This is a genomic window from Capnocytophaga sp. oral taxon 902, assembly GCF_013394735.1.
Taxonomy (GTDB): Bacteria; Bacteroidota; Bacteroidia; order Flavobacteriales; family Flavobacteriaceae; genus Capnocytophaga; species Capnocytophaga ochracea.
Window position 1 is genome coordinate 1,819,482 of sequence record NZ_CP058261.1, and the last position, 20,102, is coordinate 1,839,583.

Annotated in this window: 16 protein-coding genes, 3 tRNA genes and 3 pseudogenes; 15 read left to right on the forward strand and 7 right to left on the reverse strand. The window is 40.9% G+C overall.

The features are described 5' to 3' along the window. Positions 1-3: 3 nt before the first annotated feature. The 8 genes and pseudogenes from HW278_RS07810 (at position 4) to gldA (ending at position 5,761) form a co-directional block, all read left to right on the forward strand. A tRNA-Thr gene (locus HW278_RS07810) sits at positions 4-75 on the forward strand. 65 nt (positions 76-140) lie between these two features. Further along, a complete protein-coding gene (gene tuf, locus HW278_RS07815) occupies positions 141-1,328 on the forward strand; it encodes an elongation factor Tu (RefSeq protein WP_016478559.1) in 1,188 nt (395 codons plus the stop codon). A 77-nt stretch (positions 1,329-1,405) separates the two neighbouring features. Next, positions 1,406-1,476: transfer RNA gene (locus HW278_RS07820), tRNA-Trp, on the forward strand. Between the two features lie 452 nt (positions 1,477-1,928). Beyond that, positions 1,929-2,138, forward strand: a complete 210-nt coding sequence (locus HW278_RS07825) for a transcriptional regulator (RefSeq protein WP_106095943.1) — start codon at positions 1,929-1,931, stop codon at positions 2,136-2,138. Next, a complete protein-coding gene (locus HW278_RS07830) occupies positions 2,126-2,410 on the forward strand; it encodes a virulence protein (RefSeq protein WP_178977462.1) in 285 nt (94 codons plus the stop codon). Before HW278_RS07825 ends, HW278_RS07830 begins: the two co-directional genes overlap by 13 nt. Before the next feature lie 64 nt (positions 2,411-2,474). Continuing rightward, a pseudogene (locus HW278_RS07835) lies at positions 2,475-2,950 on the forward strand (S-ribosylhomocysteine lyase). A 12-nt stretch (positions 2,951-2,962) separates the two neighbouring features. Continuing rightward, positions 2,963-4,732: an aminopeptidase P family protein gene (locus tag HW278_RS07840; RefSeq protein WP_178977463.1), complete on the forward strand. Its 1,770-nt coding sequence runs from the start codon at positions 2,963-2,965 to the stop codon at positions 4,730-4,732. Positions 4,733-4,861: 129 nt separating this feature from the next. Next, on the forward strand, positions 4,862-5,761 hold the full coding sequence (gene gldA / locus HW278_RS07845) for a gliding motility-associated ABC transporter ATP-binding subunit GldA (RefSeq protein ID WP_048745480.1): 900 nt from the start codon (positions 4,862-4,864) through the stop codon (positions 5,759-5,761). Between the two features lie 32 nt (positions 5,762-5,793). Here gldA and HW278_RS07850 read toward each other — a convergent pair whose 3' ends face one another. Further along, positions 5,794-6,510 carry a LytR/AlgR family response regulator transcription factor gene (locus HW278_RS07850; protein ID WP_178977464.1) on the reverse strand — a complete coding sequence of 239 codons (717 nt, stop codon included), beginning with the start codon at positions 6,508-6,510 and terminating at the stop codon, positions 5,794-5,796. A 600-nt stretch (positions 6,511-7,110) separates the two neighbouring features. Here HW278_RS07850 and HW278_RS07855 point away from each other — a divergent pair. The 4 genes and pseudogenes from HW278_RS07855 to HW278_RS07870 all read left to right on the forward strand — a co-directional run bounded on the left by HW278_RS07855 (position 7,111) and on the right by HW278_RS07870 (position 13,089). Next, entirely contained in the window at positions 7,111-9,837 is a 2,727-nt protein-coding gene (locus tag HW278_RS07855) for a calcium-translocating P-type ATPase, PMCA-type (protein WP_178977465.1), read from the forward strand. Positions 9,838-10,161: 324 nt separating this feature from the next. Further along, positions 10,162-11,934 carry a signal peptide peptidase SppA gene (sppA, locus tag HW278_RS07860; RefSeq protein ID WP_178977466.1) on the forward strand — a complete coding sequence of 591 codons (1,773 nt, stop codon included), beginning with the start codon at positions 10,162-10,164 and terminating at the stop codon, positions 11,932-11,934. 94 nt (positions 11,935-12,028) lie between these two features. Next, a complete protein-coding gene (locus HW278_RS07865) occupies positions 12,029-12,226 on the forward strand; it encodes a hypothetical protein (protein WP_009410562.1) in 198 nt (65 codons plus the stop codon). A gap of 60 nt (positions 12,227-12,286) precedes the next feature. Further along, a pseudogene (locus tag HW278_RS07870) lies at positions 12,287-13,089 on the forward strand (TrmH family RNA methyltransferase). Positions 13,090-13,149: 60 nt separating this feature from the next. Here HW278_RS07870 and HW278_RS07875 read toward each other — a convergent pair. The 6 genes from HW278_RS07875 to HW278_RS07900 all read right to left on the reverse strand — a co-directional run bounded on the left by HW278_RS07875 (position 13,150) and on the right by HW278_RS07900 (position 17,518). Further along, positions 13,150-13,854: a phosphoadenylyl-sulfate reductase gene (locus HW278_RS07875; RefSeq protein WP_178977467.1), complete on the reverse strand. Its 705-nt coding sequence runs from the start codon at positions 13,852-13,854 to the stop codon at positions 13,150-13,152. 4 nt (positions 13,855-13,858) lie between these two features. Further along, positions 13,859-14,662: a DUF3298 and DUF4163 domain-containing protein gene (locus HW278_RS07880; RefSeq protein ID WP_178977468.1), complete on the reverse strand. Its 804-nt coding sequence runs from the start codon at positions 14,660-14,662 to the stop codon at positions 13,859-13,861. 75 nt (positions 14,663-14,737) lie between these two features. Continuing rightward, positions 14,738-15,388 (reverse strand): metal-dependent transcriptional regulator, encoded by a 651-nt coding sequence (locus HW278_RS07885; protein ID WP_009420442.1) that lies wholly within the window; start codon positions 15,386-15,388, stop codon positions 14,738-14,740. 57 nt (positions 15,389-15,445) lie between these two features. Then, entirely contained in the window at positions 15,446-15,973 is a 528-nt protein-coding gene (locus HW278_RS07890; RefSeq protein ID WP_002675152.1) for an acyl-CoA thioesterase, read from the reverse strand. A 4-nt stretch (positions 15,974-15,977) separates the two neighbouring features. Continuing rightward, on the reverse strand, positions 15,978-17,348 hold the full coding sequence (locus tag HW278_RS07895) for an SPOR domain-containing protein (RefSeq protein ID WP_178977469.1): 1,371 nt from the start codon (positions 17,346-17,348) through the stop codon (positions 15,978-15,980). 98 nt (positions 17,349-17,446) lie between these two features. Further along, positions 17,447-17,518 (reverse strand) — tRNA-Arg (locus HW278_RS07900). 687 nt (positions 17,519-18,205) lie between these two features. Here HW278_RS07900 and HW278_RS07905 point away from each other — a divergent pair. From HW278_RS07905 to HW278_RS07915, 3 genes and pseudogenes are all read left to right on the forward strand, one after another. Continuing rightward, on the forward strand, positions 18,206-19,036 hold the full coding sequence (locus tag HW278_RS07905; RefSeq protein WP_002675154.1) for a TerC family protein: 831 nt from the start codon (positions 18,206-18,208) through the stop codon (positions 19,034-19,036). Positions 19,037-19,293: 257 nt separating this feature from the next. After that, a pseudogene (locus tag HW278_RS07910) lies at positions 19,294-19,554 on the forward strand (SMI1/KNR4 family protein); the annotation flags it as partial. Positions 19,555-19,565: 11 nt separating this feature from the next. Continuing rightward, positions 19,566-20,090, forward strand: coding sequence for a hypothetical protein (locus HW278_RS07915; protein ID WP_178977471.1), 525 nt, complete (start codon positions 19,566-19,568; stop codon positions 20,088-20,090). The last annotated feature ends 12 nt before the right edge of the window (positions 20,091-20,102 follow it).

Consider the following 20,102-nt stretch of genomic DNA (forward strand, 5'->3'; position numbering starts at 1 on the left):
TATGCTGATGTAGCTCAGGGGTAGAGCACTTCCTTGGTAAGGAAGAGGTCACGAGTTCAAATCTCGTCATCAGCTCTCACGTATTTTGTACACACATCAAACACTCATTTATATAACTAAGATTTAAAATTTATTTAAAAATGGCAAAAGAAACATTTGATCGTTCCAAACCCCACTTGAATATTGGTACTATTGGACACGTGGATCACGGTAAAACAACTTTGACAGCCGCTATTACTAAAGTATTAGCCGATGCTGGTCTTTCAGAAGTTCGTAGCTTCGATTCAATCGACAACGCTCCCGAAGAAAAAGAACGTGGTATTACCATTAATACCTCTCACGTAGAATACCAAACAGCTACTCGTCACTACGCACACGTAGACTGTCCTGGCCACGCCGACTACGTAAAAAATATGATTACAGGTGCTGCCCAAATGGACGGTGCTATCCTCGTAGTTGCCGCTACCGATGGACCTATGCCTCAAACTCGTGAGCACATCCTCCTCGGTCGCCAAGTAGGTATTCCTCGTATCGTTGTGTTTATGAACAAAGTAGATATGGTAGATGACCCAGAATTGTTGGAACTCGTAGAACTCGAAATGCGCGAGCTTTTGAGCTCTTACCAATACGATGGCGATAACACTCCTATCATACAAGGTTCAGCTCTTGGTGCTCTTAACGGCGAAAAGAAATGGGTTGATAGCGTTCTTGCCCTTATGGACGCTGTTGATAAATGGATTGAACTTCCAACTCGTGACGTAGATAAACCATTCTTGATGCCTATCGAAGACGTGTTCACTATCACCGGTCGTGGTACCGTTGCTACAGGTCGTATCGAAACTGGTGAAGCTAAAACAGGTGATGCAGTTGAAATCATCGGTATGGGTGCTGATAAGTTAACCTCTACTATTACTGGGGTTGAAATGTTCCGCAAAATCCTCGACCGTGGTGAAGCTGGTGACAACGTAGGTTTGTTGCTTCGTGGTATCGACAAAAAAGACATCAAACGTGGTATGGTAATCTGCAAACCAGGTTCTGTAACTCCACACGCTAAATTCAAAGCTGAGGTGTATATCCTTTCTAAAGAAGAAGGGGGTCGTCACACTCCATTCCACAACAACTACCGTCCTCAATTCTACGTACGTACAACCGACGTAACCGGTACTATCCACTTGCAACCAGGCGTTGATATGGTTATGCCAGGTGATAACGTAACTATCGAAGTAGAATTGTTGCAACCTATCGCTCTTAACGTAGGTCTCCGTTTCGCTATCCGCGAAGGTGGTCGTACCGTAGGTGCTGGTCAAGTAACTGAAATTCTTGACTAATTAGCTTAGAAGGTTAGGTTAAATATTATTTAATACAAAAAAGTTTTGAGCATAAAAACTCAAAACTTTTTTAAAATACGGGTGTAGTTCAAGGGTAGAATAGCGGTCTCCAAAACCGTTGATGGGGGTTCGAATCCCTCCACCCGTGCTTAACATTGCTAAAGTTACATACAAACTTTGGCAATGTTTTTTTTTGTTTTTATCTTCTAAAAATCATATCTTTGTATCACATTATTTTTTATCTTTTACCTGAATATACTCCATATTTTTGATGATAAGTAAAAAAGTTGAGTCGTCCTTTTTGTATTATTAAAACGACTAAAACACATAAGAAAATGGTGATTAAGAGTAATATCTCTACTAGTGGAATTACAGATCTTTAAAACAATTTCCTTAAAACATTTGTTTTTTAATGATAGGTTTAATACCTTTGCGGGGTAGTTTATTAGGTGTCAGACGTTAGAGTTTTTTCAGAAACTCTCCGAGCTTCTCCGAAAATTCAGACACTCCTAAACAACTTTACTCAAGAATTTCAACTAAATATCAATTAACAAGAAGTAAAGGTATCATCTCTTACCTCTTATCTCTTACCTAAACAAAATGGAAAGTAAATTTAACATAGGACAACGCGTGTGGGTTTCTCCTCAACTCACAGGGAAACCCGATTGGGTAGAAGCTACCATTACCGAAATAGAACAAAATCCTTTTATAGGAATTGTCATTGAAGTAAAGACGGACAATGGCGAATTATTCTTTGAAAAAGAAGATATGTTTAAACCCGTAGAAGAGGAAGAATTATGCACGCTATAGCTTTTGACTTAATAGTTTCTGAGCTAAAGAAACATTATAAAGATCCATATCACAACGCTTATGCTGAAATTAGAAAAGTACTTAAGCAAAATAATTTTTATTGGATACAAGGGAGTACTTATGCTACTGAAGGCGATTTGCGAACCCTTTTTCGTGCTATACAAAGCCTAAAAAATATCAAATGGTTTTGCCTTTCAGTAAGAGATATTCGCGCTTTCAAAATAGAAGACTACTCCGATTTCACTCAAGAAATTCAACTAAATATCAATTAACAACGAGTTAAAATATAAAGGTATCATTTCTTACCTCTTATCTCTTAACTCTTAGCTAAATAAAATGGAAAGAATAGCAAGTTTTTGTATCGACCACCTCAAACTCGAGCGTGGCATTTATGTATCGCGTAAAGACTATGTAGGCAACGAAGTGCTTACCTCTTTCGATATCCGTATGAAGCTCCCCTACCGTGAGCCCGTACTTGGCAGTCCCGAAACGCATACTATCGAGCACCTTGCCGCTACTTGGTTGCGCAACAACCCCGAGTGGAAAGACAAAATTATCTATTGGGGCCTATGGGCTGTATGACCGGTAATTACCTTATTCTCGCTGGCGACTATACTTCTAAAGATATCGCCCCTTTGATTACCGAACTCTTTGAGTATATCGCTAATTTTGAAGGTGATATACCTGGTGCCTCAGCTTTAGAATGTGGCAATTTCTACAACAACAACCTCCTAATGGCGAAGTATGAAGCTAAGAAATACTTAGAAACTCTTCACCACCTCACTGATAAAAATCTGAATTACCCAGAATAAAAACTATAAACAATGAATACACCCGAAAAATTATCCCTCTTGCGCTCTAAAATGCAAGAAAACCACATCGACGCTTTTGTGGTATTCAGCGCCGACCCTCACCTTAGTGAATACCTACCCAAAGAATGGCTCGAACGCGCTTGGCTCTCTGGATTTACAGGCTCTGCGGGTTTTGTAGTCGTTACCAAAGATAAAGCCGGCTTGTGGACGGACTCTCGTTACTTTGTACAATCGGCTATTGAGCTCAAAGGCTCTGGCATCGACCTCTTCAAGGACGGTGTAGAAGGTACCCCCGATTATGCCGATTGGCTCGTATCAGTACTTCCTGCTGGGGCTACTGTGGCACTTAACGCCTTGGCAACCTCTCACATCGCTTGGGAAAAACTACAAGCTACTTTAGCCGCTCACAATATCAAATTGGTACATAAACCTCTCATCGACCTTATCTGGACGAACCGCGAAAAAGACCCTCTTCATCACATTTTCGTACACCCCGATAAATGGGCAGGACAAACCGTAGCCGATAAACTCACCGCTATTCGCAAAGCAATGGCTAACCACCGCACTACCTTGCACCTTATCACTGCCTTAGACGATGTAGCTTGGACACTCAACCTCCGCGGTAGCGATGTGGCTTACAACCCTGTATTCCTCGGTTATATCGCTCTATCCGATAAAGAAGCGACCCTTTTTGTAGATAAAGCTAAACTCACCCCTGAGGTAGAAGCTCATTTGGCAGCAGCCAAAGTAAACGTGCGTCCTTATGATGAGTTCTACAACTATTTGGCTACCGTAAAAGGACAAAATATACTCCTCGCCCCTAATACGAATCAAGCGATATTCGAAGCCCTCCAAAAGGACAATAAACTCGTGCAAGCTCCCGCTCCTGGCAACCTGATGAAAGCCGTGAAAAACCCTAGCGAGCTCGAAGGGTTCCGCACCGTAATGGTACGCGATGGGGTAGCAATGGTGAAGTTTCTCTATTGGCTCACTCACCAAGTAGGTAAAGAACCAATGACCGAATACAGCATCGGCAAGAAGCTACGCGACTTCCGCGCCGAAGGCAAAAACTTCGTAGGCGAAAGTTTTGGCAGTATCATTGGTTACCAAGGTAATGGCGCCATTGTGCACTATTCAGCTCCTAAGCACGGTAGTAAAGAGGTACATCCTGAAGGTAGCGTTTTGGTAGACTCTGGCGGACAGTATCTTGAAGGTACTACCGATATCACTCGTACCATTCCATTAGGGAAAGTAAGTCAACAGTTTATTGACGATAGTACCCTTGTACTCAAAGGAATGATACAACTCGCAATGGTACAATTCCCAAGAGGTACTCGTGGTGTACAGCTCGACGCTTATGCACGTATGGCACTTTGGAAAAACCACAAGGACTACGGGCACGGTACAGGTCACGGTGTAGGCAGCTTTATGAACGTACACGAAGGACCTCAAAATATTCGCAAAGACCTGAACCCACAAGTGTTATTAGCAGGTATGGTATGCTCCGACGAACCTGGGGTATATCTCGAAAACCAATACGGTATTCGTCACGAGAACCTCATTACGGTGCGTGAAGTAGCTACCAACGAGTTTGGTACCTTCTACGATTTTGAAACCCTCACCCTTTGCCCGTTTATGCCCTCAAGCATCAATGTGAGTCTCCTCACCGATGTAGAGCGTAAATGGCTTAATGACTACCACAAAACTTGTGAAGAAAAACTCGCCCCTCTATTAGAAGGCGATGTAAAAGAATGGTTCTTAACTCTTGTAAAACCTTTGTAGTTTAGCTTCTATTTGTTTTTAAATATACTGAAGGAAGGCTATCCAAAGCTCTATTGGGGTAGCCTTTTTTAATTATTACGCTTGTCAATTGTTTATTATTTTGTACTTTTGAGCCCAAAATATAATAAGATGTCTGTAGAAGTTCAACAACTAACAAAAATATACGGACAGCAAGTGGCTGTCAATGCTATCAGTTTTCAACTTGAAAAAGGTGAAATTACCGGCTTTTTAGGACCTAATGGAGCAGGTAAATCTACTACTATGAAAATGATTACAGGAGCGCTTACCCCTACTGATGGAACAATAACAGTAAATGGCATTGATATACTAAAAAATCCTATTGAAGCACAGAGAACAATAGGGTATTTACCTGAACACAATCCGTTGTATACCGAAATGTACGTGCGAGAATATCTGCGCTTTATGGCTGAACTATACCCCAAAGTCCCCTCCGATAGAATTGAAGAGGTAATTGCTCTTACAGGGCTTTCTTCTGAAAGTAATAAGAAGATAGAGGCGCTCTCCAAAGGCTATCGTCAGCGTGTAGGCTTGGCTTCTGCGCTTATTCACGACCCCGAAATTCTTATACTCGATGAACCTACCACAGGGCTCGACCCCAATCAGCTGGTAGAAATACGCCATATTATCAAAGAGTTAGGTAAGCGTAAAACAGTGTTGCTATCTTCTCATATTATGCAAGAAATTCAAGCTTTGGCCGACCGTGTGATTGTATTGCATAAAGGTAACATCGTGTTAGATAAGAAAATGACCGAACTGCAAAACAAAGAACAAATTATAGAAGTAGCTTTTGATTTTCGTGTCGAAGAACGCCTCTTACGCGCTTTGCCTAACATAGTATCAGTGCATAATGTCTATGATTTTCTATATCAGTTACAGTTCGATACCTCAGAAGATATGCGTCCTACTGTATTTGATTTTGCCAAAGAAAACGGATTGAAAATACTACAAATTAATCACAAGCATAAAGACTTAGAAGAAACCTTTATTCAACTAACGGCTAATAATTAAAAAAGTTGCTTGATTTTTTCAAGCAACTTTTTTTATTGACCATTAGGCATTATTTTATTCAGAAACGCTTCCCTACAATTCTCAGCAATCGTAATGCGTTGTTTGCCAAATACTATTTGGTTGCGCTCCACTACTTCTACTTTGTCCAGAGCGACTATAAACGACCTATGCACTCGCATAAACCGTTCTTCCGGTAATTCCTCTTCCAATTTCTTCAAGCTCATCAGCGTTACAATAGGATGTGGCTGACTGTTGAGGTATATTTTTACGTAATCTTTAAGACTTTCTATATACAAAATATCATCATACATCACCTTTATTTGCTTGTAATCCGCCTTTACAAACATATAATCCTGCGCTACTTCGAGCGGTTTTTCAGTAACAGAAGGTGTGCTTAATAGCAAAGCCTTTTGAGCCGTCTCCAAAAACTCAGCATAATCAAAAGGTTTCAATAAGTATCCAATAGAGTTTACCTTATATCCCTCAATAGCGTATTGGTCAAAAGCCGTAGTAAAAACAATTTTAGTAGAGGTAGGTATCTTTTTAGAAAGCTGAAGCCCTGTAAGCTCAGGCATTTGGATATCCATATAGATAAGGTCGGGTGTACGACCTTCATATAAGAACGTCAATACATCAATAGCATTGCTAAATTTGCCCACTAACCTCAGAAAAGGGGTCTTTACCACATAACTTTCAAGCAGTTGGAGCGCCATAGGCTCATCGTCTACAATGATACAAGTAAGTTGCATTTTGCTACAGATATAAAATTCCAAAGGCAAAGATACACTTATTTTTCCGTTATATACCCAAATAATAACATTTTTCCGTCGCCATATCCCCCCTCTCCTTGGGAGAAGTCTCCGAATAGGAGAGTATGTGAACGGGGTGAAGATTCTCTTTCTTTCGCCTCGAAACCCTCTTTTTACCATTTTTTGCATCGCTGTATTATGCTGTCATTCAACCACTTATACACCCTTTCTATACCAATCGTCCAAGATTCGTATAAGCTTCCTATAAGCTCTCTATAAGCTAACCCCACCCATCTTACACCCTTTTTTCATCAAAAACTCTCTCTCCCCTCTTCCGAATCCCTCCGATATCTTCCGAAAGTTCAGAACCTCTCTAAGATTCTCTGAAAACTCCGACAAACCTCTCTCCTCATTTCACAAGGCGTAGCCTTGATTTTGTTTAAAATTTGTTTAATTTCTGAGGCACAGCCTCATTTCTCTAACTCAACCTCGCATCTCATTTCCTAATTTCCTAATTCCCTAATTTCCTCATTCTCTCATTTTATAATTTTCTAATTCGCTAATTATAGCTATCTTTGCATTTTAATTACTCAAAAAACTATGGCAGATAAACACCATTACAAAGGTCTTACCGATGCGCAAGTCCTTGAAAGTCGCCAAAAATACGGTGAAAACTCCCTTTCATCAGTAGAAGGCGAACCGCTTTGGAAACAATTCTTAGAAAAGTTCACCGACCCCATTATCATCATTCTTCTCGTTGCCCTCGTCTTCTCTTTTGGAGTATCTACTTATGAGTATATGGTGCATAATGAAGGTTTCGATGCTTTCTTAGAGCCCATAGGGATTCTCTTTGCTGTACTCTTGGCTACAGGTGTCGCTTTCTATTTTGAACATAAAGCCAATAAACAATTCGAAATTCTCAATCAGGTAAACGACGAGATTTACTATAAAGTCATTCGCAACGAACACATTACACAAGTGCTCAAAAAGGATATTGTAGTAGGCGATATCGTGATTTTGGAAACCGGAGAAGAAGTACCCGCCGATGGCGAGCTCCTCGAAGCCGTATCAATGCATATCAACGAGTCTACCCTTACCGGAGAACCTTTGGTACACAAAACCACCAATCCAGCCGATTTTGAGGCAGAAGCTACTTACCCTTCTAACTACGTTTGTCGCGGTACTTCGGTATCCGATGGTCACGGTATTTTTGAAGTGAAAAAGGTCGGCGACGCTACCGAATATGGCAAAGTGTTCGAAGGGGTTCAGATAGACAACACAGTGAAAACTCCCCTCAACGAACAGTTGGATAAACTCGCAGGAATGATTACCAAAATCAGTTACGCCATTGCAATTTTGGTGATTGTAGGTCGCCTTATCCTATATTTTACGCTTCCTGCTCATAACATAAACCAAATCGATTGGATTGATTTTGGTCACTATCTTCTCAATACAGCGATGATTGCTATTACTGTGGTGGTAGTTGCGGTACCCGAAGGCTTACCGATGAGTGTTACCCTCAGTTTGGCTTACAGTATGCGCAGTATGATGGCCACCAATAACCTCGTGCGCAAGATGCACGCTTGTGAGACGATGGGCGCTACTACCGTGATTTGTACCGATAAAACGGGTACGCTCACCCAAAACCAAATGACTATCTACGAAACTTATTTCAATCGTTTTACAGATGAACAATTAGGTGAAAAACTCATCGCCGAATCGATGGCGGTGAACTCTACCGCTTACCTCGATTTTACTGATAAAGAAAAACCAAACGTGCTGGGGAATCCTACCGAAGGAGCACTCCTATTGTGGCTCTACGGCAAAGGAACCAACTACTTGCCCATACGCGAAGGGAGTGAAGTGCTTAACCAACTCACTTTTTCTACCGAACGCAAATATATGGCTACTTTGGTGCAATCACCAGCGTTGGGCAAACCGGTATTGTACGTAAAAGGAGCTCCCGAAATCGTGATGACTTTTTGCTACGAGGGGGGTAAATTCCTTTCCGATATTCCTCAAGCCGATTTCGAGGCAAAACTATTACAATACCAAAACCAAGCGATGCGCACTATCGGTTTTGCATATAAAGTAATCGACGACCCGAATACGGTAATATCCGAAAATGGTAAGTTAGTGATAAATGGCTTAAATTTTATAGGTATTACTGCTATTTCTGACCCCGTACGCCCTGATGTGCCTGCTTCTATTGAAGAGTGTTTGCACGCAGGCATTCAGGTGAAGATTGTAACCGGTGATACACCAGGTACCGCTCGCGAAATCGCCCGCCAAATACATTTGTGGGACGATACTTGCACCGAGCGCAACCAAATCACCGGCGTAGAATTTGCCGCGATGAGCGATACCGAACTCTTAGATCGCATTACCGACCTACGTGTGATTTCACGCGCACGTCCGCTCGACAAAGCACGCCTCGTGAACCTATTGCAACAAAAAGGCGAAGTTGTAGCCGTAACCGGTGATGGTACCAACGATGCACCAGCCCTCAAAGCTGCCCAAGTAGGTCTTTCAATGGGCGACGGAACCTCAGTAGCCAAAGAAGCTTCCGATATCACTATCTTGGACAACTCGTTCAGTAGTATCGGTAAAGCCGTAATGTGGGGGCGTTCACTCTATTTAAACATTCAGCGTTTTATCCTCTTCCAGATGACTATCAATGTGGCAGCGTGTATCATCGTGCTCATTGGGGCATTTTTAGGGGTAGAGTCACCGCTTACCGTAACCCAAATGCTCTGGGTGAACCTCATTATGGATACCTTTGCGGCATTAGCGTTAGCGTCCTTACCACCGAGCAACCGCGTAATGAACGATAAACCTCGTGCGCGTGGTGCTAATATCATTACAAAACCAATGACGAAAGGCATTTTTGGTGTAGGAGGATTCTTTGTAGTGTTGCTTTTTGGTTTCATTCAGTACTTTAAAAATGAGGATATCACCAGTCTCACTCAATTTTCAATTACTGATTATTTCAGTCATTTCTTTCACTTCGGAGCACCCAAAAACGGACTATCGGCTTATGAACTTTCCTTGTTCTTCTCGATATTCGTGTTCTTGCAATTCTGGAATATGTTCAATGCCAAAGCTTATCGTACCGGAAAGAGTACTTTTTATAATATAGGCAAGAGCCAAGGTTTTATACTTATTGCTACGGTGATTGTCATCGGTCAAGTGTTTATCACTACTTTTGGTGGACAGATGTTCAACGTAACCCCACTCAAGCTCACCGATTGGGCAATCATCATTGGCGCTACCAGCCTCGTACTCTGGACAGGAGAAATTCTCAGAGCCATAAAAACAGAAAAGTAATAGTTACATACTTAGCCGAATTTTCAAACTTTGGCTAAGTTGATTACCTTGATAATCAAAATGCTTTAGTTACATTGTAGGGGCGATTGGCAAATCGTCCTCACAAAATAAAACTTTCCAGATAAGCTCTTTTTTTGTATTAAAACTTTGCTGATTTGTTAATTTTCTCCTATCTTTGCCCCTGTATTAACTCAAATAAAAGAAATGAAAAAGGCTTTTTACAGCCTTATTGCTATTGCGGTAACATTAGTAACCTTTACTGCTTGCTCCTCTGATGGAGGAGGTAATTAAAACCTAAAAAATAATCATTAAAACATCAACAATATGACTTTTTTTAAGACTCTCTTAGCCACTATCCTCGGATTCTTTATCTCTATGGGGATATGTTTTATTCTTTTCCTCATCTTCATTTCTGTGATGATAAGCTCAGTGGTAGGTGGTGCCAAAGGTGAAGAAGTGAGTGTGAAGGACAACTCTGTACTCGAACTCTCTTTTGAAGAACCATTAGTAGACTACGGCGAACGCATAACCTTTAAGGATTTCGACTATACCTCTGAATCCTATAACGGACTTAATGCAACTCTCAAAGCTATTGAGAACGCCAAAACCGACAAGCGTATCAAAGGTATTTACCTCAAAAGTACGGGTAACATCGGCGGATTAGCTTTCGCTCAAGAACTTCGTAAAGCTTTGGAGGATTTTAAGACTTCTGGCAAATTCGTCTTAGCTTATAGTGATGAAATTTCCCAACTCGATTACTATCTCCAAACCGTAGCCGATAAGGTGTATATTAGTCAGCTCGGAAGTGTTGCGCTTCGAGGGCTCTCTTCTGAAGTCCTTTTCTTCAAAGGGCTCCAAGAAAAAAGCGGTGTACAAATGGAAGTGATTCGCCACGGTAAATACAAAAGCGCTGTAGAACCTTTCTTAGACAATAAGATGAGCGATAACAACCGCAAGCAACTCACCGAATTACTCTCTGCTATGTGGAACGTCATCGTTACCGATATCGCTAAAAGTCGTAATATTTCCGTAGAAAAACTCAATGAAATAGCTACCAATGTAGGCGGACGTACTGCCCAGTTAGCTAAAAACAACGGACTCATAGACGGCATTCTTTTCCGTGATGAATTCGAGCAAATCATCTGTGATAAAACCGGTAGTAAAAGCATCGATAAAGTCGATTTTATCAATATTGAAGATTATGCCGAAGCCGTAGTAGGCAAAGCAGCGGGCAAACACACCAAAAATAAGATAGCTGTTATCTATGCCGATGGTGAGATTATGCAAGGCGAAGGGCGCGCCGAAATCGTAGGTAATGAAACCATTATCCGTGCCTTGCGCAAAGCCTCCGATAATAAAGATATAAAAGCTATTGTGCTTCGTATCAATTCCCCTGGTGGCGATGCCTTAGCCTCTGAATTGATGCACCGAGAAATCGAAGTTACTAAAAAGAAGAAAAAGGTATATGTTTCTATGGGTAACTATGCCGCTTCAGGAGGCTATTATATTGCGTGCAATGCTAATCGCATTTTTGCAGAAGCAGGTACTATCACCGGTTCTATTGGGGTGTTTGGGGTAATTCCCAATGTAAATGTTTTAGCTACCAACTGGGGTATAAATGCCGAAACTGTAAGTACTCACCCCAACGCTCAGTTTTATAGTGTATTCCAAAAACCTACTGAACAATTTAAAAAAGAAATGACCGAATCTATCGAGCAAGTGTATACTGTATTTTTAGACCGTGTAGCCAAAGGGCGTGGTAAAACGGTTGCCCAAATAGACTCCATTGCACAAGGAAGAGTATGGAGCGGTAAAGAAGCTCTTGCTAATGGTTTGGTAGACGAAATCGGCTCGCTAAACGATGCTATCGCCTACGCTGCCAAAGACAACGGACTCAAAGAATATCGCACCGTTTCTTACCCTACTTTTGAGATGGACTTTAAAGCAATGTTCCGCCGTTTTGGAGCGAATCTGAGAAGCGAGAACTTGTGCAATGAGATGGGTGTAGAAGCTTATGAAGTCTATCAGCAGGTGAAACATATCGCTCAGCAACGTGGAGTGCAAGCCCATTTAGAATACGATGTGAAACTGAAATAGTTATAAAAATTAACACAATATTAACACCTAAAAACTTGCTTAGTTCATTTTAAAGAAGTACATTTGTACAGTGAAATTCTAAATAGATGAAGTTATGAAACGAGCTATGTTTGAATATACCACAATGATTTTATCGAAAGTGAGTTTCGACCCTAACCTATTTTGTAAGGAACTTAAAAAAGCTATTGATAGGTTATTACCTTATGAAATAGAAGAATTGAAAGTTTGGTTAGATGACTACACCAAGAATAAGCCCGAGCTGATGCAGTGTATGGTGCTTATGGATAAATGATAACAAAAGCTGCCTACGAGAGTAGGCAGCTTTTTCTTACTTTTTATCTCTTACCTAAAAATGAACATCACCAGTACTCAAAACCCCCTAATAAAGAAAATAGTTCTCCTCAGCGAGAAATCACGCGAGCGTAAAAAAGAAGGAATATGTGTAGTAGAAGGTGCCCGCGAGATACGCTTAGCCCTTGAAGGAGGCTATACTCTCGAAACACTGCTATATCAGCCTGAGATTTTTGCAGAAGGACACTTGCAAAAACTTCTTAGCCATACAGCTCAAAGAGTAAATCCTATCGCTATTAGCAAAGAAGTATACCAAAAGATTAGTTATCGCAGTTCTACTGAGGGGTTATTGCCTTAATACAGACTAAAAAACACAGCTTAAATACGTTAGCTTTCGCAACCGACTCTCCTTTGTTATTGGTAGCTGAAGCTCCTGAAAAACCAGGTAATATAGGGGCTCTCCTTCGCACTGCCGATGCTGCTAATATAGACGCTGTGATTATTGCCAATCCTAAAACTGACCTCTACAACCCTAATATTATACGCTCGAGCGTGGGTTGTGTGTTTACTGTTCCTATTGCAACGGGGAGCACTACTGAAGTGATTGATTTTCTCAAAGCCAAAGGTATCAATAGCTATTGTGCTGCTCTTACAGCCTCTAAACCTTACTACGAAGTATCGTTTGAGGAAGCCAGTGCTATCGTAGTAGGTACGGAAGACCAAGGTCTTACAGAGGAATGGCTTACTCATAGCACTCAGAACATCATTATCCCAATGGAGGGCGTAATCGACTCTATGAATGTATCAGTTGCTGCTGCGGTGCTTATTTTTGAAGCGAAAAGACAAAGGGTAAATCTTAATTAATTGAATTATTTATAGAGAACAAGAGCTCCACTTAGCAAGGCTAAGTGGAGCTCTTTGTTATTATTTGTGTTCGTGTAGTCCGCATTCTTTTTTACTATTGCTTTCCCACCACCAACGACCTGCGCGAAAATCTTCACCCTCTTTGATAGCACGAGTACAGGGGGCACAGCCTATGCTCACAAAACCTTTGTCGTGTAGCACATTATAAGGAATGTTATGTGTCTTGATAAAGGCTTTGGTATCTTCAAACGTCCAATGGAGGATAGGATTGTATTTAAAGAGCTGGTAAGTATCGTCCCATTCGAGTATAGGGAGATCTTTACGAGCATTACTTTGGTCGGCACGCAAACCTGTTACCCATACTTTCTTGCCTTTTAGCGCTCGGCTAAGGGGTTCAACTTTGCGTATATGACAGCACTCTTTGCGCAGTTCTACTGAGCGATAAAAAGACAAAGGACCATTTTTGTGTACATATTCTTCTATATCGTGTGTTTTGGGATAATAAGGCAAAATATGTGTATTGTAGCGCTGTTCAGTGCTTTCCCAAACTGAGTAAGTTTCGTTGAACAAGCGACCGGTATCTAAGGTGAAAATACTGATAGGAATTTGGTTTGCGAGAATGAGGTGAGTAATGGCTTGGTCTTCTAACCCAAAGCTGGTTGAAAAAACTATCTCATTAGGAAATTGTTCAGCTAAAAAAGCGAGACCTTCTACTTCTGTTTTTTGTAAGAGAGCGTTATGTAATGTTGTTAATCGTTCTTTCATAGTGTTATTTATTGTCAGCAAAAGTGAGATAAGGCATAATTTCTTTTATAGGTACTTTCACTTCAAAAGGCGTATCTACATAAGGAGCTATCTCAAAAGGTTCATAGAACAAAATGAGAGCATCGGCTGCTACACCCATTTGGTTAGGAAGACGAAAGGTTCCATCTTCAAAATAAAACTTCTTATCATCTAAAGGAGTGATGGTGGCGTTTTGTTGTGCTTTCTCAAAATAACGTTTGGCTATTTGGGTTACTTTTTCTTCATCGGTAAAGAGGTTTTCATTGGTAATTACTTCGCCATTATCTAACGCAAAGTGAGTGAAAACTTTGGTTTGTATAGGTTGTGCTTCACCGGTAAAAGCATAACGATTGGACACTAAAGAAAGCATCTTACTGTTTTGCCACATAATGCTATCGGTAGCGATAAACTCGAAAGCAGGGAGCTCAGGGAAATGTTCGTGAAGCTTATAGTAATCTTTTGTAAGGCTATCTAAAGCTTTTTGTATACTGATACCTTCCACTTGTAGAGAGTCGCCGTTGGAAAGAAGAAAATTGGAGAGTTGTAGTTCTATTTCTTCATTGAAATTCTTAGCGAACTCGCTATTACCGTTGCAATATAGATAGTTTAGGCTTACAGAGAAACAGTTATCTTCGCAATTCTCATCGCTACGTTCTATAGTTTTCTCTTCGAAGCTAATTTTTTGAGTACGGGTATAGTGACGGTAAATGCAGTAACCGCAGTAACCGATTATTATAATGAATATAAGACCTAAAATAAGGCTTAGTTTTTTTATATTGTTTTTTTTCATCTTTTTAAAACCTTTGTTTGTAGAATTTCAACTTTACCAAAGTTTGCGACGCAATTAATCATTTACAATTAATCACTAACCATTGACATAGATATTTCGGCATACCATTGCTGATAGGTTGATTTGTTTGTCGTTTACCAGTAGAGTCATAGAGTCGTCGAAGGGTTCTTTGCTGAGTACTTCTATTTCGTCGCCAAGAGCTATATTCATTTTGTTGAGGTAAACGAGAAATTCCTTAGAGGTGTTCTTTACCGCTGCACATATACCTTTATCGCCTTGTTTGAGCTCGCTTAATAGGGTTTGAATAGTGGTGGTAAAAACGCCTTCTTTGTTAGGAATCGGGTCGCCGTGGGGGTCTTTTTTAGGAAAATCGAGGAAAGCATCGAGGCGCTCTATAAGTTTTTCTGACTGTATATGTTCTAACTCTTCGGCTATTTCGTGCACTTCGTCCCAAGAAAAATTTAGTTTTTCGACTAAAAACACTTCCCAAAGACGGTGTTTGCGAATGATAGCAATAGCTTTTTGCGTGCCTTTTTTAGTGAGTGTTACCCCTTGATATTTCACATAGTTGATGAGCCCCTTATCGGCTAACCTTTTAAGCATATCGGTTACTGATGAAGCTTTGGTATTCATCACTTCGGCAATAGCATTGGTGTTCACCTCTTCTTTCTTTTCGTTATAAAGGTGAAAGATAGCTTTCAAGTGGTTTTCTTCAGATAAGGTCATTTTGCTTTGTTTTTAAGAGAAAAACCGCCTTTTACAGCGGTTCTATTACTAAATGCATCAGCTATTTTCTAATTCAGTAAAGAGAGCTTTTAGCTCGGTAGCGTCGTGCGGACTGAGTTTACCTGCAAGCACAAGACTCAGTTGGCGACGTTGTAGGGCACCGTTGTAACGTTCTTTTTCGAGCTGGGTTTCTGGTTCTATCTCAGGTACTTTTACGGGGCGACCGTTTTCGTCTACCGCTACGAAAGAGTAAATCGCCTCGGTAGCTTTGGTACGTTCGCCATAGATATTTTCCATCCACACATCGATATATACTTCCATAGAAGTAGAGAAAGCGCGAGAGATGGCGGCTTCGACCGTTACGATGCTTCCTATGCGTATGCTGTGAGTAAAAGCCACGTGGTTTACTGATACGGTAACGGTTAAACGTCCAGAGTGGCGTTGTGAAGCAATACTAGCAGCTCTATCCATACGGGCGAGGAGTTCACCTCCAAACAGAGCGTTGAGGTGATTGGTTTCGCCTGGGAGTACGAGGTCGGTGAGTATAGTACGTGAGTCAGAAGGTTTTTTCTTGAGTTTCATCATTATTTTAGGGTTGAGTTAGTATCCAGCCACCGTCGAGTTTTTTCTCTTCTTTAGAGTTTTGCACTTCTTTTTGTTGTAGTTTAGCTTCGTCCATAGAATCGAAACCGCCATAACTTACTTGGTACAAACCTCTGGCGTTCATTCCTAATACGAAAGCGTTTTTATACCCCAGCTTTTGGAGTTGTTTCACTCGGGTTTCTGCGTTTTTCTCGTCCTTAAAAGCCCCTGCAATCACTTGATATTTTTTAGCTGACATTGCCGAATTTGTACGTACAGGGGTAGAGGCTACACCTGAGGTATTGGTTTGAGCGGGCTTAGGTGTTGTAGTGGTTTGTGCAGGTTTGGGCGCAGTGCTAGTTTGCGCTGGCTTAGGCGTAGCAGTAGCTTGTACAGGCGTGTTAGCGGGCTTGGTTGTCGCTACCGTAGTGGCAGCTTGATTAGTGGACTGAGTAGGTTTTTGTTCAGGCTTTACTTGCTCAGGTTTTACTTGTTCGGGTTTTTTAGCCTTTACTTTTTCTACTTGCAAAGGAATAGCAGGTATAGTAATAGGCGGGGTGAACACGGCTGCTTCGCTGAGTTTTTGGTTAAGGCGCTCTTGTACTAGGCTGTCAGTAATTGCAAACTGTTGTTCGTTATTGCCATCGTTTACTACTCTTTCGCCGAAGAGCAGATAAGCTCCATAAGCCAAAAAGGCTAAGCCTACTGAGGCTACTGCTGTATATTTTACATACGGCATTATTTTAGCAGGTTTCTTTTCCTTAGCTGGCGGTGGGGTAGTACCTCTGTGGGTTTTAGGAGTATTGGTTACCACAGGAGCTGTAACTTGGCTCACAGGACTTTCAGTAGGAGTTACTACGGCATCTTCTTCTTCTGGAGGAAGGTTAGGAATGCCGGTATCGGTACTTGAATGGTCGAGTGTAGGACGGATTTGATTTTCTTCTATTTTTAAATCGGAGGCGGTTACTTCGTGAGGTACGAAAGGCGCCATACCGAAAGAATCGGTAAGGAAATTCACGTCGTCAGCGGGTTCGAAAGAGATACGATTTTCGCCGACTAACCTAAGAGTCCCGATTTTTTCGAGATTTAAGGTTTGGTCTTGCTTCAAGATGCGTTTCCACCCTTCGACGGCTAAGTTTACGTAATCTTCTACCAAGTTATATTCGATGCCTGTTTGTTCGGATATATACTTGATGAGCAAGCCGTCATTAGAAGTGAGACTTGGGTTGAAACTGAGCTCTCGTTTAGGAGGGTCGAACGTTTTGTCTTCAGCCATTTGGGCTGATTTTCTATTAGATATAAATGCTCCAAACTTAGGGATAATCACGCATTGGTGTTTGTAGAGCAATTCTTCGATGTATACATTTAGGTCTTTCATAATTCCGATATTTTAAGTTATTAAAATGATGGATTTGCCTTTTGAAACAACAAAGGTACGATATTTTTTTATACCGACCAAGTTTTTTGATAAAAAAGTGGTCTTGCCAAGAATCGAACTTGGATCAAAAGTTTAGGAAACTTCTATTCTATCCGTTGAACTACAAGACCTGTAATTAATTTTTTGCAAAGGTACGACTTTTTTTGAAACTACGAAAAAATGTGATGAAAGAAGAGAAAATTAAGAAATTAGAAAATGAGAAAATTAAGAAATTAGAAAATGAGAAAATGAGGAAATGAGAGAATTAGGAAATGAGGAGTGATAAAAATAGTTTTTTGACAGGTCGGACGTGTCGGACAGAGGTTAGGCGAGATTGAAAACTTTATTGGGGAGGGTCTTTGAGAGTCGGAAGGAAACGGAGAAGAACGGAAGAGAGCTGAGAGAAGTTTTGGTGAAAAAAGGGTGTAAGGAGGGTGGGGGTAGCTTATAGAGAGCTTATAGGAAGCTTATACGAATCTTGGACGATTGGTATAGAAAGGGTATATAAATAACTGATTAATAGTGTGATACAATAATGCTAAAAATGTTAAAAACGGGGTTTCGAGGCGAAAGAAAGAGGAACAGGTAATAGGCCTTAGGGCATAGGCACTAGGGGGAAGTGTGACAGAAAAGAGAATTAGCGAATTAGAAAATTGGGAAATTAGCAAATTTGTGGGAGGAGTTTAGGGGGAGTGTGGCGATGGGAAACTTTTCTTATAATGAGGTGTAATTGAATAAGAATTTTATCATTTTGGGCTTTGGGTTGTATTCATATTCAATTTTTGATTTATCTTTGCGTTTTAAAAACTAAAAATAAAATGGATTTTCTTTTTACTGCTGATGCCCTTGTGGCGCTTATTACTCTTACGTTCCTCGAAATTGTATTGGGGATTGATAACGTGATATTTATCTCTATCGTTACGGGGAAGCTGCCCGAACATCAACGTAAGCGCGCTACACGCTTAGGGCTTTTCTTGGCGATGTTTTTGCGCATTGCTCTTTTATTGGGTATTTCGTTTCTGATTAGGTTGAAAGACCCGCTTATCAGCCTTGACTGGGGGTGGTTTTCAGCTCATTTTAACGGGCAGGCTCTCATACTGCTTGCGGGGGGTATCTTCCTGCTCTATAAATCGACTAAGGAAATTCACGCGAAAGTGAATCATATAGAACACGTTACACAATCGGACAACCCTAAGGGACGACAACACGCTTCTTTCGGGGGAACTATTGTACAAATACTACTGATAGACCTTATTTTCTCGATGGATAGTATTCTTACAGCGGTGGGAATGACCAGCGGGCTAACAGGGGCGATTTATATAATGATTACAGCGGTAGTGCTTTCGGTGGGCATAATGATGCTTTTTGCAAACCCTGTGGGCAACTTTGTAAACCGCAATCCTTCGATTCAGATATTGGCACTTTCGTTCTTGATACTCATTGGTTTTATGCTTATTACTGAGAGTATGCACCTATCGGAAGCGGTATTGGCAGGGCAAACGGTGGGCGCTGTGCCTAAGGGATACTTGTACTTTGCGATAGCGTTTTCGTTAGGGGTAGAGTTTCTGAATATGAGAATGAGGAAGGCTTCACCTTCAGCCTCTCTCCCAAGTAGTGGCGAGCAAAGTGAAAAAGAGGTAGAAAAATGATGAATGGTTAGTGATTAATGGTTAATGATTAATGATAAGAGGAAGTGTATGTAGCTCACGCTATAGAAATTCGATAAAAAAATAAGCAAAAATAAAGGCTTTGCTTTTTTAGAGTCAAACAAAAAATAGATTGTAAATGAATGAGCTTATTTCTTAAAGGGCGATTTGCCAATCGCCCCTACGCACACCGAAAAGGCGAGTGATTATAAGGTAATCAACTTTTTCAAAGGTCGTAGCAAGACAGGGTGCGAGCTACAATGGAAGACTTTGAAGTGCCCACAGGAGCAGTTGCCCATATAGAAAAACAATATACCGAACTTACCTCTCTCAGTTGGGAAGGACAACGCACCTTTATCGATGAGGATTTTAAGCTTGTGATAACACTCTCTATACACCGAGATACTGGAAAACCCACAGCTATCTTTATAGGGACTACCCAAAAAGCTCTTTTTGATAAACTATTAAATGATTTAGGAAGTTATGGTCTGCAATGGGATTACACTTCGTATGATGATTAAAATTAACGAATATGAAAAACCTTAGAAAAGAACTACGCCCTGATTTCGCAACTGCAGAAAGGTTATACCCCCTCGTGCTCAAACGCCTGCAAGACTACGAAGCCTTTTGGGATACTCAAAGTGAAGACACTCCCGAAGAAGTGTTTGACAAAGAATACAAGGCGATGGAGCAATACCTCAGTGAGCTCACCGGTAAAGACCTTTCCAACACTTGGCTATGGGAATGGTGGGAAAGCAATGGCATTGAAGCTTTTGCCTTTGATTTGGCTATGCCTGACCCTGTAAAACACAACAACCTCACCCGAGAGGACATCGCAGCTTTTGTGCGTATCATCATAAACAATGAATTTGAGTGCGAAAACGATTTTCAAAGGGAGTTTATGCCTTATATGTTTTATAGCGATGGCTACTTCTTTCAGTTTTTAGCACTCAACTGTCCGCACTTTGACCCTACTGTGTTCAATACCACAAAAGATAAAGAGGGTAAGTATCACCAACCTACTGTAGAAGGGGTAATGAAAAAGATATGGAGATAACCTAACACTTAA